The organism is Acinetobacter lwoffii (assembly GCF_024129715.1).
GTDB lineage: Bacteria > Pseudomonadota > Gammaproteobacteria > Pseudomonadales > Moraxellaceae > Acinetobacter > Acinetobacter lwoffii_U.
On the sequence record NZ_JAMXXM010000012.1, the window covers coordinates 73,612 to 90,507 of the forward strand.

A 16,896-nucleotide genomic window follows, 5' to 3' on the forward strand; every position below is an offset into this window, starting at 1 on the left:
TAAGAATAGATTTATTTTTTTAATCCACCCTAACCCTCCTTTGCGAAAGGAGGGAATGCCCCCTCTTTATCAAAGAGGAGGCTAGGAGGAGATTTTTATTTCAACAACGGCTTCAAGAATTTACCCGTATGTGAAGCTTTGACTTTCACGACCTGTTCAGGCGTACCTTCCGCAACAATCATACCACCACCCGAACCACCTTCAGGGCCTAAATCCACCACCCAGTCGGCAGTTTTAATTACGTCCAGATTATGCTCAATCACCACGATGGTATTACCCTTGTCACGGAGCTGATGCAGGATATCCAGCAGTTTGGCAATATCATGGAAATGCAGACCCGTGGTCGGTTCATCCAGAATATATAGGGTTTGACCAGTATCGCGTTTGGCCAGTTCACGTGCCAGTTTGACACGCTGTGCTTCACCACCAGAAAGCGTGGTCGCAGACTGACCCAGACGGATATAACCCAGACCCACCTGATGTAATGTTTCCAGACGACGGTGAATCACCGGAATCGCATCGAAGAAATGCATGGCATCTTCAACGGTCATCTGCAAGACATCGGAAATATTCTTGCCCTTATAGTTTACTTCCAGCGTTTCACGATTATAGCGTTTGCCATGACAGGCATCACATGGCACATACATATCCGGTAGGAAGTGCATCGCTACCTTGATCATGCCGTCACCTTCACAGGCTTCACAGCGGCCACCTTTCACGTTAAACGAGAAACGACCGGCAGCATAACCGCGTGCCTTGGCTTCTTGCGTCTGTGAAAACAGTTCACGAATCGGGGTAAATAGGCCGGTATAAGTCGCCGGATTGGAACGCGGGGTACGTCCAATCGGACTCTGGTCAATATCCACCACTTTGTCGAGGAACTGTAAACCATCAATCGATTCAAACTTTTCCGAAGTTAAAGTGGTGGCACCATTGAGCTGGGTCGCCGCCAAAGGTAACAAAGTCCGGTTAATCAAGGTCGATTTACCTGAACCGGACACCCCGGTAACACAGGTCATAATACCTAAAGGAATGGTCAGATCGACTTTTTTCAGGTTATGCCCGGATGCTCCCATTAGCTTGATCTGTTCTTTAGGCTTAGGCGGTTGAATCCGTTTTTTCGGCACTTCAATTTTTAATTTTCCGGATAAATATTTTCCGGTCAGCGAGTCCGGATTGGCCAGAATTTCATCATACGTTCCTTCGGCAATCACATGCCCACCATGCACACCGGCACCCGGACCGATATCAATAATATGATCGGCGGCACGAATCGCATCTTCATCATGCTCGACCACCAGCACGGTATTGCCCAGATCACGCAGACGGATCAGGGTTTGCAGCAGACGGTCGTTATCACGCTGATGCAGACCAATTGACGGCTCATCCAGCACATACATGACGCCCATCAAACCGGCACCGATCTGTGAGGCCAGACGGATTCGCTGCGCTTCACCACCAGATAAAGTTTCGGCAGAACGGGACAGGCTGAGATAATTCAGGCCGACCGAAACCAGAAAGTGCAGACGTTCACGGATTTCCTTGAAAATCTTGTCGGCAATTTCTCCACGGGCACCTTCCAGATGAATGTCTTGATAATAGCTTTCAGCATCGCCAATCGACATACGGGTAATGTCAGCAATGGTCTTGTCCAGAATTTTCACGTTACGCGAAATTTCATTCAGACGTGAACCATCACAGGCATCACAGGCAGCATTGGATAAATACTGCGCCAGATCATCACGCACATAATTACTTTCAGTTTCACGATAACGGCGTTCCAGATGCGGCAAAATTCCTTCAAAAGGAATGACCCGATTATGACGTCGGCCACGTTCATCGATATAACTTAGATCAATTTTTTCTTTGCCAGTGCCGTACAGAAATTTTTTCTTGGTGTCGGCATCCAGTTCATTCCAAGGAGTTTCTAGCGAAAAACCAAAATGCTCGGCGACTTTCTGGATCATGCTGTAATAGTAAGGACGCTGACGGTCCCAGCCCCGAATCGCGCCTTGGCTAACGCTGACCTCAGGATTGGAAATCAGTTTGTCGGCACTAAAATGGCTACGGGTTCCCAAACCATCACAGACCGGACAGGCGCCAAAAGGGTTGTTGAACGAAAATAAACGCGGTTCCAGTTCAGCCACCGCACGGTCACATTGCGGGCAGGAGTGTTTGGCTGAAAACACGCGATCGTTATGCTCGCCTTTCATCCAGGACAGAATGGCGATATCACCACCAAGACGTAGCGCGGTTTCAAAACTTTCGGCAATACGGTTGCCCAGATCATCACGCACTTTAAAGCGGTCAACTACTACTTCAATGGTATGTTTTTTCTTTTTATCCAGCTCAGGGGGTGGATCAATTTCCATGATCTCGCCATCCACACGGGCGCGAACAAAACCCTGACTTTGTAGCTGTTCAAACAGCGCCGTGTATTCACCTTTACGCTCACGCACTACGGGTGCTAACAGTAACAGCGCAGTACCTTCTTCCAGTGCTTTGACTACATCGACCATTTCAGTAACTGTTTGTGCCACCATCGGCAGGTCATGTTCCGGACAGAACGGCGTTCCGACCCGTGCATAGAGTAGACGTAAATAGTCATAAATTTCAGTAATGGTTCCCACGGTAGAACGTGGGTTATGACTGGTAGATTTCTGCTCGATGGCAATTGCTGGACTCAAGCCCTCAATCGAATCCACTTCCGGTTTTTCCATCTGGGAGAGGAATTGGCGGGCATAGGCAGACAGCGATTCCACATAACGGCGCTGACCTTCGGCATATAAGGTATCAAAGGCAAGCGAGGACTTACCTGAACCAGACAGTCCCGTAATCACCACAAACTTGTCGCGTGGTATATCAAGGTTCACATTTTTCAGGTTATGGGTACGTGCGCCTCGAATACGGATGTGGCTTTGGCTCATGCAAGGATCCTAGAATATTCATCAAAAACCCTTATATGATACCGGATGAAAAATGTTCAAGTGCAAAAAAAAGTATTTTAAACGTCAAGTTATGTCGGTGATTGGTCAATTCATCACAACATTAACAAACGCAGTAGTCGATTGCCTAAATATTCACAATGATCATGTACAAGGCCAATACCTAATAAGCCATTGCATAATGGCGTTCAAAGATAGACTCGATCTCTTCAAAGCAGCGTTCACGTGACACATCATGATGCAGACGTGCATAAAAATTGACTTCATTTTCCAGAATGTGCAGAAAGTCCTCATAGTCTTTTTGGAAAAAATCCAGGTCGAGCAAATCGTTACGTCGCGCCTGATGACAGCGATACTTTTCAATAAATTTCAGCAGATGTTTCTGGATATGCGTGTTGGTATGGTAAATCAGATAAGTCGCTGCCGAGCTACAATCTGGACAGCCTTGTTCCAAATAGATTTCTTCATTATTGAGCCAGCAACATTGCAGGGTAAAAAATGCCCGAATCGCTTCGGTGCCTAAAGTGTGCATATCATCTGCCTCTTTCCGGGATTGATTTTATTAATTGATAATTATTCTCAATTATTGTTCGGCAATTTGGGGCTTATAGCTAGGTCTAGCGTACCGGCCAGTTCTATCCTTGTTTTTTTCAGACTAAGCCGTTTTTATGATCGGTTTATGACAGTAGAAATTTTTTGATCAGCTATAACCAAAAAGCCCTATCTTAAACAGGGCTTTTTTTATTCGTCCGTCTTATTCATCCAGACCAGGCCACTGGCGTTGCTCAAAGGCACTGTCCCAGAACAACCATTCCAGACGGGCCGCATGCGTATAAGCTGCATGCATTTTTTCTAGTGTATCGGCATCAACACGCGCCGCAACACGGTCAACGGTCGCAATCACATTCCGCACCGCAGTGTGGAATTCCTCTCCTGAATAGGTATCCACCCAGGCTTGATACGGATTATTCGGCGCAGAGTTGTCGACAATATCTTTACCAACTTCGGCATAAATCCAGAAACAAGGCAGCAACGAGGCTAGCACCACCGGGTAGCTTTCTGACCAGGCGGTCGAAGTCAGATAAGAAGTATAGTGATGACATGCCAGCGTCAACGGTGTCTGCTCAAATTGCTCTTTGCTAATGCCAAAATCTTGCATAAAGCCATCATGCAGGCTACGTTCCACCACAATCGCAATTTTGGCTGCCTCGGCAAACTGGATTACATCGTCCGCTTCAAAAGCTTTGGCGGCACACACGGCCAGTGCACGGCCATAGGCCAGTAAATAATGCGCATCCTGAATCACATAATGACTAAAGGCTTCACGGCTTAAAGTACCTTGTGCCAGTTGCTGATTAAAGGGCAGGGCCAGGGTCTTCTGATAAAGTGTGAGATTACGTTGCCATACCTCTTGTGAAAAACTCATGCTGAAAATCCTTCGCAGTTCAAGTTAAACCATGCGGCACTATAGCAAAGATCGGGCTGTTTAAAAGATCGGCAAATTTTAAAAACAGAAAATAAGATAAAACGGCTCAGGAAGTGCTTTGGTTTATGCGCTAAAAGTTTCATAATTAGCTTAACTTTTCCTATTCGTATTGCTGCTCTTTCGCAGCCATACATTTATTTAATTTATCCAAGGTCGTTGTGTATGTTGAAACATTTTGGTTTCTCGATTGCATTTTCGATCGTGTGTCTTGGTTTGTCTGCGTATTGGGGTTATACCCATGGTCCTGAAGCAGGCCTGCAAACCATGCTCACAGCGCTGACCATTACCGCTATCTTAGCGATTATGGAAGTGTCGTTGTCCTTTGATAACGCGGTTGTTAATGCCTCAGTCCTACGGGGGTGGGATCATTTCTGGAAAATGCTGTTCCTGACGGTCGGTATTCTGATTGCAGTTTTCGGGATGCGTTTGATCTTCCCGGTGGTCATTGTTGCAGTGACTGCAGACCTGGGCTTTATGGAAGTGGTACGTCTGGCTCTGAATGATCCGAAAGAATATTCAGCGCGTTTAATGGCACATCATCCTGAAATTGCTGCTTTTGGTGGTGCTTTCCTGTTGATGGTATTCCTGAACTTCTTCCTGGATGAAGAAAAAGACACGCACTGGTTCAGACGGCTAGAACGCCGTCTGTCTAATCTGGCTAATGTGCCGGCAATGTCGGTGTTTATCGCACTGGTGGCCTTGTTAATCATGGCAGCCAATGTCGATGAAGCCAAGCGTCTGGCAGTGACTATGGCCGGGATCTGGGGCATCGTGATTTATATCGGTGTACAGGTTCTGAGCCATATGCTCGGTGGTGAACCGGAAGTCGATGAAGAAGGAAATGCCATTCGTCATGATGAAAATGGCGTACCGACGGGTGTAGTGAAAGCCGGTATTGGTGGCTTCCTTTATTTAGAAGTCCTGGATGCCTCGTTCAGTTTTGATGGCGTGATCGGTGCCTTTGCGATTACCTCAGACGTGGTCATCATCATGCTCGGTCTAGCAATTGGTGCAATCTTTGTCCGTTCAATGACGATTTATCTGGTTGAACAGGGCACATTGGATGCCTATATCTACCTGGAACATGGTGCGCATTATGCCATCGGTGCACTGGCTTTCATTATGATTGCCAGCGGAACCGGTCTGCATGTGCCAGAAGTGGTGACCGGTCTGATCGGTGTAGCCTTTATTGTCTGGGCAGTATTCGCCTCGATTCAGTACAAGAAACGTCAGGCGGCTTTAGGCAAATAAAGCGCTGTCCCTGAATGAAAAGCGTAGCTCCGGCTGCGCTTTTTTGTTTTTAGATCGGCATCATCTTTATTTCAAATAAAATTCATGTCTTATTAATGAGCTGAATGTCCTATAATCTGGGCTCCAGATTAATTAACCCAATCGCCATAATTTATGATGAATGCTTTAGAACGTCGTTCAACCTTTGCCCTGAGCAGTATTTTTGCACTGCGCATGCTGGGGTTGTTTATGATTATCCCGGTGTTTTCTGTGGCAGGGCAGGCATATCAATATGCAACACCTGTACTGATCGGTTTGGCGGTCGGGGTCTATGGTCTGACCCAGGCTTTATTGCAGATTCCATTCAGCCTGATTGCCGACCGTTACAGCCGTAAGCCACTGGTGGTTTTAGGGCTGCTACTATTTGCGCTGGGCGGTGCAATTGCGGCCATGTCGGACACCATTTATGGCGTGATTATCGGCCGAGCGATCGCCGGTGGTGGTGCAGTATCTGCTGTGGTGATGGCGTTGCTGGCAGATGTCACCCGTGAAGAAAACCGCATGAAAGCCATGGCGATGATGGGCATGAGTATCGGCCTGTCTTTTGTGGTGGCCTTTAGTCTGGGGCCCTGGCTGACGGGTCTGGTGGGTATCTCTGGGTTGTTCTGGGTCACCACGGTGATGGGCCTGGCGGCGATTGCCATGCTGTTGATGGTGCCTAAAGTCACGCGGCATCATAAAAACTTTCAGCAGGGCTATCTGGCACAGTTGAAACAGGTAATCAAAATCGGGGATCTGAATCGTCTGCATGTGTCGGTCTTTACCCTGCATTTATTACTCACCGCCATGTTTATCTATGTACCTTCGCAGCTGATCGAATTTGCGGATCTGCCACTTTCCAGTCATGGCTGGGTATATTTGCCGCTGTTGGTGCTGAGCCTGTTTTTTGCCTTTCCAAGTATTATCCTGGCAGAAAAATACCACAAAATGCGCGCGATTTTTCTGGTGGCCATTACCGGTATTATTCTGGGTTTGATGGTGATGGCATTTGGGTTTGAATCCAAATATGTCTTGCTGATTGGTCTGGGTCTGTTCTTCATCGCCTTTAATGTCATGGAAGCTCTGTTGCCGTCCTGGTTGTCGAAAGCGGCACCGATTCAGTCCAAAGCCACCGCGATGGGCGTGAATGCCAGCAGCCAGTTTTTAGGGGCTTTCTTTGGCGGTATGATTGGCGGACAATTATTACTGCTGAACAATACCTCGATGGGCTGGAGTATCCTGACAGGGATCGCGATGGTTTGGCTACTGATGAGTTTTGGGCTGGCTCAGCCACGCTATCTGTCATCGCTGGTGTTGCGTTTGCCGGAAAGCAGACAAACTGACGAATGGACTTCTCAGCTTTTGGCGATTCGTGGTATTGAAGAGGTCGTGGTGATGTCTGAACAGCAAGTTGCCTATGTAAAAGTCGATAAACAGCAGATTGATGATGCTTCGCGACAACAATTAACGCACTTGTTGGGTAAAGAGGTAGCCATTTAAGCATAACTCTTATAAAGTAAAATACAGAAATATATAGGAAGTAAACGGCAAATGCGTGGTGTAAATAAAGTTATTTTAGTGGGTACTTTGGGTAAAGATCCGGAAACCAAAACTTTTGCAAATGGTGGCTCTCTCACTCAATTCTCGATCGCAACCAGCGATTCGTGGACAGATAAAAGTACCGGTGAACGTAAAGAACAAACGGAATGGCACCGTATCGTGTTGCATAACCGTTTAGGTGAAATTGCGCAGCAATATCTTCGTAAGGGCTCAAAAGTATATATTGAAGGTTCATTACGTACCCGTCAGTGGACTGACCAGAATGGTCAGGAACGCTATACGACGGAAATCCGTGGTGAGCAAATGCAGATGCTGGACTCTAGCCGTCCTCAAAATGATCAGGGCGAGAGCAGCTTTAACCAGCCACGCTTTAATAACAATAATCAGGCGAACAACAACCAGGGCGGTTATGGCAATAACCCGCAATCGGGTTATGGTTCAGCACCACAGCAGGGCGGTTTTAACAACAACCAGGGCGGCGGTTATGGCAACAATAACCCGAGTGGTTTTGCGCCGAAATCTGCACCTGCTCCAACAGCAGCGCCTGCAGCAGATTTAGATGATGACTTACCATTTTGATGCCTAATTCAAAAAGGTAAATCATCATTAAAACCCACCTGAATACGGTGGGTTTTTTATGTCTTGAAGATTAGTATTGATTTTGGGTAAGCCACTGATTTATTAAAATATTAATAAGTCTTAAAGCATGGCATTATTTTTGATCAGAACAGCTATGCATCGAGAAAATAAATAAGATGAACAATACTAATAGAAATTTATGATCTAAAAAAGCGATCATTTTTATAAAAACTTGCGGTTTTACCTATTTTGAAATTTTTCGTATTCTAGCTTCACAAGATAAGCAATCCCAGAAATAAGCCAGAGGAAATATCTCATGAGTTTAATCAATACTGAAATCAAACCATTCAATGCAACTGCTTACCACAATGGTCAGTTCATCGAAGTTTCTGAGCAAGACCTGAAAGGTAAATGGTCAGTGGTGTTTTTCTATCCTGCAGATTTTACCTTTGTTTGTCCAACTGAATTAGGCGATCTTGCTGATCAGTATGCTGAATTCCAGAAAATGGGTGTGGAAATCTATGGTGTGTCTACCGATACCCATTTCACCCATAAAGCTTGGCATGATACCTCTGACGTGATTGGTAAAATCCAGTATCCATTGATTGGTGATCCAACCTGGACTTTGTCTAAAAACTTTGAAGTATTGATTGAAGCTGAAGGTCTGGCAGATCGTGGTACTTTCGTGATTGATCCAGAAGGTAAAATCCAGATCATTGAAATCAACGCGGGTGGTATTGGCCGTGATGCCCAAGAGCTTCTGCGTAAAGTGAAAGCTGCACAATATGTACATGCGCACCCAGGTGAAGTTTGTCCGGCAAAATGGAAAGAAGGTGAAGCAACGCTAGCGCCATCAATCGACCTGGTGGGTAAAATCTAATTCAAACCTAATGCTTTGAAGAAAAAAATCCAGCACAAGTTGCTGGATTTTTTATTTTTTTAGTTTGAAGATTTATGAATTCTAGACAAAAACATCATGTCATTTGATTTCTATTTGAGAACAAAATGAGGATTAAGGAATTGCACTCTATGCTTTTTAAGCGGCTTATTAGAGGCAATAAAGTAAGCGCAATACCATGCTGCATGATCAACTAGGCCTGAAAACAAAGAAGCCTCTGCTTTCGCAGAGGCTTTTATTTTATAAGGCGCTGTAGTTTCTTGTCGTTTTAAACAATTTTCGCATAAACGCATCTGAATGGAACCGGATGAATTTATGGTTTTCTTATGCTGCGAATCATAGGTATTTAAAAAGTATTTGTCAACCAAGGATTATAAAAATGGTTAATTAAATTATTTGTTTTTAAAGTAATTTTTTTATATTTTAAATAAAAATATAAATAAAATTCTATATTTGGTGGAATTTTAACTAATGCAAAAAAATGGATAAAAAGCAGGTGAAATTGAACAAAAAGGCCTTTACGAAAAACATATATTCTGGAAGATTTTAATAACCTGTTTGATTGGCGCATGGTACATAATTTCTGTAGTTTTTCAATGACGGATGATCAGTTTGGATATCGCAGTAATTGGTAGTGGCATGGCCGGACTGGCTACAGCCAGAATTCTCCAGGACGCAGGACATCACATCACGATTTTTGAAGCACTTCCAGGTCGCGGCATGGACAGTCATAGCCTTGAATTTGAAGGGGGCCTGATTGACGCACCTTTACGTGTGATGAACCCCTATCTGTGGAAAAACACCCTGAGTCTAGCCACACATCTGGGCATTAAAACTTATCCGGTGCGGACCTATATGGCCTGCAGCTGGTTATTTGAAGATAAAACTGAAACCTGGCTGACCACATCGCGTAGCCGAATTGGCAATATCCCGATTATCAACAACCGTAAAGGTCTGCAACAGTATGGCTGGCGTCTGGTCAAAGGCCTGTTGCAGTTAAAAGTTGCATTAACCAAATTCTTTAAATCGAAAAATCAGGACATCAGCCTGGCAGAATTTATCAATCGTAACGAGATTGAAGAAGTGTTCTGGCACGGTGCGGTGATGCCGGTGCTATATACCATCTGTACCTGCAATCCGAAAACCATTGGTGAATGGCCAGCTAAACCGTTGTTAATTTTCCTGCGTCAATTGACCGATGGTGATGCTTTACTGCGTCTGCAAGGCGGTACACCGGCACTGGTCGACAAGCTGATTGAAGGCATTCATATTGAAGACGGTTCAGCAATTACACTGGTACAAGAGCAGGGCGATCAGGTCAAAGTTGAAAATGCGGCCGGTTATTCAAAACTGTTTGACCGGGTGATTGTCGCGACACCGACCACCAAAATTGAGGAGTTCCTGGATCCGGTACAATTCGCCAGTGAAATTGAATTATTGAAGAAATTCAAATTCGAACAAGGCGAACTGGTGATTCATACCGATGCCAGCGTAATGCCGCCAAAACGTAAAGACTGGGCCGTACTCAGCTATATGATGGACCGTAAATTTACTCGTCAGCAATTTACCGTGTGGCTTAACTCGATTGAACCTTCTTTGGTTGGCAAGTCGGCCGTGTTTCAGACCTGGCGTCCGGTAACCGACATTGATCCGAAGAAAGTGATCAAATCGGTAATGCTGACACGTGCAGTCGTCGATGCTAATACGGTGGCACTGAATAAGGAATTGCAGCAACGTCATCTGGATGCCAACCGTAAGGTCTTCTTCTGCGGTTCATGGTCATGTGACGGTTTGCCGATTCTGGAATCGGCAGTGACCTCAGCGATGAAGATTGCAGAAATCTTTGGTGCGCCTTTACCATTTCAGGGTTTAAAACCTGTGGTTGAGGTTGCTCCGCAACTGGGTTATTAATCCATGCAATGGCTTCAGGCACTGCGTCAGCATCTTCCCCAGCACAAGTATGCAATCGATGCCGCTATGTTGGGCGATCATGCGCAATTGCCCTGGAGCAATTTAGGGTATTGGCAAGCAGGTCAGCAGGATTATGCGGCTGCCTGTTGTATGCTGGCCGATCACCTTGCACAAACTGTAAATTTAAATTCAAAAGATAAACTGCTGGATTTAGGCTGCGGTCAGGGTGCAAGTTTGCTGTACTGGCAACAACACTATCAGGTGCAATATCTGGCGGGGGTTGAGCTGCAGGCTGCTTGTGTAGCTAATATTCAGCAACATCTGCCAGAACTGAATGCCATTTATCAGGCGTCATTTTTGCGTTTAAAAGAATTGCCATTTTCCCAGCGTTTTGATGTGGTGCTGTGTCTGGATGCGGCTTATCACAGTCCTGTGCCTTTATTCTTGGAGCAGATCCGTAGTGTTTTAAATTCAAATGCGCGGATTGGTTTTCATCATCTGGTTTTGTCCGAGCGCTGGGAAAATTTAAATGCCTTACAACGGCGTAAATATCAGTTTTTATTGAAATCTGCTGATGTGAATTTAAAAGATTTAATGACAGTGGGGGCACTGTATGCCTGTCTGGATCGTTTTGAATTTAAAAATATCCAGATTCAGGATCTGTCCGAGCCGGTATTTTCAGGCTTTGCGGATTATGTGCAAAAAACTTTGAATTCAAAAGCATCAGATGATCAGGCTCAAGGTTCAAAACTGGATCATTTTAAAATTCAGATGACAGCGAAACTATGCCGAAAATTATATCAGGAAGGGATTGTGAGATATGTGCAAGTGACGGCACAATCGAAGCACTAGAAAGTGCAAGAAGACTCAGCTCAAAATACTAAAACCCAGAAACATCAAAGCCTCACTAAAAGCGAGGCTAAGATATGGTGCCGGCACACGGATTCGAACTGTGGACCTACTGATTACAAGTCAGTTGCTCTACCAACTGAGCTATGCCGGCATGGTGGAGTGCATTTTACAGATTTTTTTGGGTCACGCAAGCCAAAAAATAACCGTTTAAACTGTTTCGGCAGGATTTGTTTATTTTGACCGAATGGATGAAAAGTTCTGTTTTTGATTATGTGCAAAGAAATGGCCCATATGTGCAGATATGGGCGAGGGTGAAAGCACAGGATTGGTTCTGGATATGAGTCGGTTATAAGGTTTATCTGTTTTTCAGGATGCGATCTAATTCTTGTGCACATTCCTCTAAAGTAAAGGCCATATCAAACTGCATTTGAGGTTTGAGTTCTTGAGCGAGGCTTCTCCACTGTTCGATGAGTCTCAATGCTTTTTGAATTTTATGTTTATTGATGTCCTTGGCAATAGTTGGGGTATAACCGCCACGTTTTGCATTTTTAATCTGTTTGGCATAGTTTGCGCTGTTATTCATGTTCGCTCTCCGAATAGCAGTGTATCTATTTTTTAACTTCAAATTTGAATGGCTCGGTTCACTTGGTTATTTCTTTCTATCCTGTGGTTTTTATTCTCCTTTTAGTTGATTTATAAGCAACATAACATAGCTTTGATGACAATAAAATTAAGCTATTTCTGTGCCAGTTTTTTGTTTGAACACATAAATAAAAACCTGAAATGAATGGCGTACAGAAACTGCACAATTCATCAGTTTTTTGGCTGATGAAAAATGAAGATTTTTAAAAATAGAATTGAGCGTAAGTGTTGTGTTGCAAAAGATTTTTATGAACGAGGACTGGTATTAATTCAATGCCTTTGCCTAAGGCGATAGATAATAATATTTTAAGATCTAAGCAGATAATTTTTTTTACTGATGGGATGATGGATAAAATTAAATATAAAAAAACCCGAATCATGTGATTCGGGTTTTTAAATTCTGGCGGTGAGAGAGTCCGTCAGGTTTAATATCTAAATACATGAAATAGTTAAACATGAAATTTCAAGTATGTAAATGTACCGTCATTTATACCGTCAAAGTTTTAGCATTATTAAATAAGACAACACTTTTTAAATTTAATGCCACTTCCGCAAGGACAAGGTTCATTTCTTCCTATTTTAGGTTGATTATTCTTAATGGGTAAAGACGTTTTAGCTTTAAAAGATATTGGCTCTCCAATCTTTAATATATTTTTCGTGCTCTTTAAATTATGCTCATCAACAATAGCTTGTAGGCTTGGTGAAAATGACCATTCATAAGATTCATAAATAGCTATAGAAATTTTTAGACTATTTGGATTAATACAAAGCCCAATCCAACTTTTTGCTTTTTCAGAATATTTTCTACGTTCGATATGTTTTTTAAGTCTTGAGTATGCAGTCTCGTAAAAGTCTGCATTACAATGAATAGTTAGCCCAGTTTGTGATTGATAAATAGGAATAGTTAGATCATGATTTTTTTTATCGATACTAAATTGTTGTAGCATCTTTTTAATTGCTTCATTTATGAAATTGAGAGTTTTTTCATCCAATGAAAGTAGATGTAATCCAATTTGTTGTAATTTTTCCTCGGTTGAAAAAGAAACTTGATCTATTAAACTTCCTACATGGGTATTTTTAAATCTTGTTAATATGCCATCAGGTGTCAATGGGATATCTTTTAGATTATCTCTTCTTGCCATCATAGCTAATTCAAGGTCACAGGTTACGTCATCATCAAGCATCACAAGTTGAAATTCATCTTGGAAATATAGATTCTTATTAATGTAGACGGCTAAAGTTGATAATTCATGATTTATTACAATCGAGTTGCCGTAATTACTACGCTTCAAAAGATAGTCAAAGATATGTAGAGGAGAGGGTAACATCTCAGTGAGCGTATCAATAAAGAATACATCTGTAATGAATGGATGTTGTAGGACATCATTTACTTTTGGCTTAAGAAACTGCCTAGCTTGACTAGCTAAGGCGGGGTAATGATCGGAAACAACACATATAGGAAAAATAGTATTATATGTTCTTGGAAGTTCAATAATTTCTCCCATTTCATTTTTAAAGATTACATCTTCTGATTGGATGAGTTCACTACAAGTAAGTGCCTGCTCATAAGCTTCTTCAACCGCAGCTTGAAAGTCTTTTTCAATTTGTTGAGAATTGCCTTTACGTGCGGCAATAGTTAATTTCTTAGATTTTGCTTGGATAATTAGTGCCATTTTTCCAAAAACGACTAGGACGTCAATTTCACAGGCTTTATTATTTCCTTTAAATAAATCTATATTAGTGAATACTTTTTCTTCACCAAAAACCTTGGCTAACCTGGAGGCAGTAAAATGTTCAGTGAATAACCCTCTATTTTTACTTGCTTGATTATTGTACGAAGTATCTTTAAACCAAAAGAAGGGACTTTCATATATTGACTCCCATAATGTTTGAGTACCAAAAGTATAATAATCATTAGCTATTTGGATGACTGGATATGCATTAGTACAGTTGAAATCATCAACTGATTGAAAGACAGTAAGTCTTTTATCATTAGGGAAGCATAGCAACGTATTAATACAGGCTTCAATCGTATTTAAAGGAAGCTGTGACTCTTTCACAAGTTCTTTAAGGTTAAACTGAAAGATAGGTAAAAAACTCTTAATATCTTTTCCGATATTTTTTTCTAATAAGTTATTAGCTTTTTCAAGTTGTATACTTTCTATTGCAGAAACAACAGTGACTAATTCTTCAATAGTGAAACCATTGTTTTTTTTCAGCCATGAGTTATCAGGTTCATATCTTATTTTTGAAATATCTCTATATTGATGTTTAAAAGCACCCTCAGCACTATAGAAAATAGCCTCTCTCATCATATGACCAGAAGAGAAAAAATCATTACTTAAAACTTGCTCTTCAGATAGGTCTTGTTGAAAAAATGTATGATGAAGCTCTTCAAATAATTCATAAATGTTAATCGCTTTTTCGGAAATAAGCTCCTTGGATAAAGAGGTGTTGCCCTTGTAATTTTTAAATGTTAGGGCAATTAAAGTTGCTAGCTCAGTTTTTGATAATCTAGTTCGGTCATAGGAACGAATAAATGATTCACTATCGAGGGTTTCACCTTCTACTATAATATAATTATCCTTAAATGCTAAAAAGGCTAGCACCTCAAGAAAACCTTTTTCCGCTGTAATTGACTCTAATGAGGAAAAAACATCACTTTCTGTCCGCATTTTTCTATTCCCTTAATTTCTATTATCATAAAGTTGAAAAAGGTTATACCTAATTTAATGTTAATTTTATGATAAGTGTTTGTTAAATATAACCTTGTAAAGTATAAGAATGTTGGAATATATTCATAATTTATGAATGCTATACATGTAGCAGGTTATGCATTTTCTAAGACTTCCTATTTTGAAGATATGGTTAAAGAATTTTTAAATAGTTTAGTCTGCTCATTTAATACATAACGCAAATAGAGAACCAAAATATGCAACTTTTTTTTGATACACCAATCGAGGATGAAAAATTTCATCCTAAGTATAAATTACTTAATAACAATTTAATGTTGCATGGTGAACGAGAAATCTTAAAGAAATGGGCTGATGGCTTCATTGATAGGGATGGCAAGATACTATATGAGCTTCAGACGACTTTTCATTCTACATTTTGGGAATTCTATATACATCAGCTACTAAAAAATATGGGGGAGACAATAGATTTTACTAAACATCGTCCTGACTTTATTGTCAAAAAAGATGATGGATCAGATAAGTTTTATATAGAAGCGGTTGTATCTGAAATTAAAAAAACAGGCAGACCAGAAGATGATAGAAATTCCGCTGATTTGGAAATGACAGAAACTCCACTTTGGAAACTACCAGACTTTGAAAATATAATTAATGAAGGAGTCATTCGGTGTTCTAATGCATTTAGTGGGAAGCTTAAGAAATATGCAAATTATATCAAAGAGCCTTGGGTAAAAACTGATGTACCATATATCATTGGTATGTCATCATTTTCTCAATTGAATTATGGGCTTGAAAGTCATTACTCGATTTTAGCTTTACTTTATGGTTTCTATATTAAAGAAGATGGATTGAGTTTTGAAAAACGCAATTTTGTAGTGAAGCAAGAAACAGGTGCCGAATTACCTCTTAATATCTTTGATGATGAGACAAATTCTGATGTTTCCGCCGTTCTTTTCTCTAGTAAAGTTACTTTAGGGAAATTAACAGCACTTGCTATTTCAAATGGTCATCCAAATTTGAATTCGGTAATTAGTGTTTATGGAGATACAGAATTACCTTATTTTAAAATTAAACCTGTAACTCCAGACAATCCCGAGCTATTTTCGGATGGATTGTTTTTATTTCATAATCCAAAAGCAAAAAATCCTCTTAATCCTAGTATTTTCAAAGATCAGGGTATTATTCAAGTTTTTAAAAAAAATGGCTATCTTGAGTTCGATGGAGATCAGCTTCCTCTAATTTGCCGTGTAAACCGTTTCACACCAGGACCTATGAAAGAAATGTATATTTCAAAATTGGCTATTGATTTTAATTCTTAGTAGATAAAGTAGAGTACTAAGCAATGATCGATTTTTTATAAAGTAAAACGGAAATGGTAATTTAATGATACTTATGTATGCCTCAATAAGGTATTAGGACATAAGGTATATAAATAAAGCATGAAGTCATTGATTTTAAATGATTTCATGCTTTATTTTTTATTTTGACATTGAGAGTAATTTTACGAATTTAAAACTTTCGGCATAAATTGAATATCGCTTTAGAAACGATGCTATTCAACTCCGCATGAGTCTTAATTCCATCTTCTAAGTTCCGTCTATTTCGGTTTACACTTCTCACTGCTCGTTCTTGACCATAAGGCTTGATGATTTCCTCATAGCTTGCTCTAACTGCCTCAGTTGCTTTCTGATCAAGCTCTGTAAATGTCAAAAATTTGAATCCTTGCTTAATGATGGTTTGCAGATTTTCGATTGAGCAATCGTTCTCTTTGAGAATAGATTGATCCAAAGTTACTTCAACTCGTAACCGATGTTCCTCTTTTGATAAAGGCTGTTTATTGCTATCAGTCGTCTTTACATAAAGCCGATAACATAGTGGCGAACCTTTGGGATTTACACCTAGACACCAGTCATGATTAAAGCGTTTAAGAAGCATCAACGGCGAATGAGGAATAGGATTAAACTTATTTCTAGGGCGTGTCCTCATTTGAAGAATTGGTTTTAAATACTTAAAATCCTCCTTTGAGTTATTTTTATTTCTATATTTTCAATGGCACGTACT

General features: G+C 41.2%; 13 protein-coding genes and 1 tRNA gene. 7 read left to right on the forward strand and 7 right to left on the reverse strand.

Annotated elements, in window-relative coordinates; genetic code table 11:
- Positions 1-95: 95 nt before the first annotated feature.
- From uvrA to tenA, 3 genes are all read right to left on the reverse strand, one after another.
- On the reverse strand, positions 96-2,927 hold the full coding sequence (gene uvrA, locus NI462_RS09440; protein WP_253160304.1) for an excinuclease ABC subunit UvrA: 2,832 nt from the start codon (positions 2,925-2,927) through the stop codon (positions 96-98).
- Positions 2,928-3,108: 181 nt separating this feature from the next.
- The gene (locus NI462_RS09445) at positions 3,109-3,477 is read right to left on the reverse strand and encodes a hypothetical protein (protein ID WP_004729209.1); all 369 of its coding nucleotides are present in this window, start codon (positions 3,475-3,477) and stop codon (positions 3,109-3,111) included.
- Positions 3,478-3,699: 222 nt separating this feature from the next.
- The gene (tenA, locus tag NI462_RS09450; protein ID WP_180180825.1) at positions 3,700-4,371 is read right to left on the reverse strand and encodes a thiaminase II; all 672 of its coding nucleotides are present in this window, start codon (positions 4,369-4,371) and stop codon (positions 3,700-3,702) included.
- 222 nt (positions 4,372-4,593) lie between these two features.
- Between tenA and NI462_RS09455 the strand changes: the two genes are divergently transcribed.
- The 6 genes from NI462_RS09455 (at position 4,594) to NI462_RS09480 (ending at position 11,500) form a co-directional block, all read left to right on the forward strand.
- Positions 4,594-5,682, forward strand: coding sequence for a DUF475 domain-containing protein (locus NI462_RS09455; protein WP_074383890.1), 1,089 nt, complete (start codon positions 4,594-4,596; stop codon positions 5,680-5,682).
- 153 nt (positions 5,683-5,835) lie between these two features.
- Positions 5,836-7,200, forward strand: a complete 1,365-nt coding sequence (locus tag NI462_RS09460; protein ID WP_253160306.1) for an MFS transporter — start codon at positions 5,836-5,838, stop codon at positions 7,198-7,200.
- 51 nt (positions 7,201-7,251) lie between these two features.
- Entirely contained in the window at positions 7,252-7,839 is a 588-nt protein-coding gene (gene ssb / locus NI462_RS09465) for a single-stranded DNA-binding protein (RefSeq protein ID WP_004281391.1), read from the forward strand.
- 316 nt (positions 7,840-8,155) lie between these two features.
- Positions 8,156-8,719, forward strand: a complete 564-nt coding sequence (gene ahpC, locus NI462_RS09470; RefSeq protein ID WP_004278673.1) for an alkyl hydroperoxide reductase subunit C — start codon at positions 8,156-8,158, stop codon at positions 8,717-8,719.
- A gap of 621 nt (positions 8,720-9,340) precedes the next feature.
- Positions 9,341-10,648, forward strand: coding sequence for an FAD-dependent oxidoreductase (locus tag NI462_RS09475; RefSeq protein WP_253160308.1), 1,308 nt, complete (start codon positions 9,341-9,343; stop codon positions 10,646-10,648).
- A 3-nt stretch (positions 10,649-10,651) separates the two neighbouring features.
- On the forward strand, positions 10,652-11,500 hold the full coding sequence (locus NI462_RS09480) for an SAM-dependent methyltransferase (RefSeq protein WP_253160310.1): 849 nt from the start codon (positions 10,652-10,654) through the stop codon (positions 11,498-11,500).
- Between the two features lie 75 nt (positions 11,501-11,575).
- Here the strand turns inward: NI462_RS09480 and NI462_RS09485 are convergent.
- The 3 genes from NI462_RS09485 to NI462_RS15085 all read right to left on the reverse strand — a co-directional run bounded on the left by NI462_RS09485 (position 11,576) and on the right by NI462_RS15085 (position 14,817).
- Positions 11,576-11,651 (reverse strand) — tRNA-Thr (locus NI462_RS09485).
- Between the two features lie 204 nt (positions 11,652-11,855).
- Positions 11,856-12,083 (reverse strand): hypothetical protein, encoded by a 228-nt coding sequence (locus NI462_RS09490; RefSeq protein WP_004647282.1) that lies wholly within the window; start codon positions 12,081-12,083, stop codon positions 11,856-11,858.
- A gap of 571 nt (positions 12,084-12,654) precedes the next feature.
- On the reverse strand, positions 12,655-14,817 hold the full coding sequence (locus tag NI462_RS15085) for an SEC-C metal-binding domain-containing protein (RefSeq protein WP_290444315.1): 2,163 nt from the start codon (positions 14,815-14,817) through the stop codon (positions 12,655-12,657).
- A 257-nt stretch (positions 14,818-15,074) separates the two neighbouring features.
- Between NI462_RS15085 and NI462_RS09505 the strand changes: the two genes are divergently transcribed.
- On the forward strand, positions 15,075-16,154 hold the full coding sequence (locus tag NI462_RS09505) for an H/ACA ribonucleoprotein complex subunit GAR1/NAF1 (protein WP_253160312.1): 1,080 nt from the start codon (positions 15,075-15,077) through the stop codon (positions 16,152-16,154).
- A gap of 190 nt (positions 16,155-16,344) precedes the next feature.
- Here NI462_RS09505 and NI462_RS09510 read toward each other — a convergent pair whose 3' ends face one another.
- Positions 16,345-16,821 (reverse strand): hypothetical protein, encoded by a 477-nt coding sequence (locus NI462_RS09510; RefSeq protein WP_253160314.1) that lies wholly within the window; start codon positions 16,819-16,821, stop codon positions 16,345-16,347.
- Between the last annotated feature and the right edge of the window lie 75 nt (positions 16,822-16,896).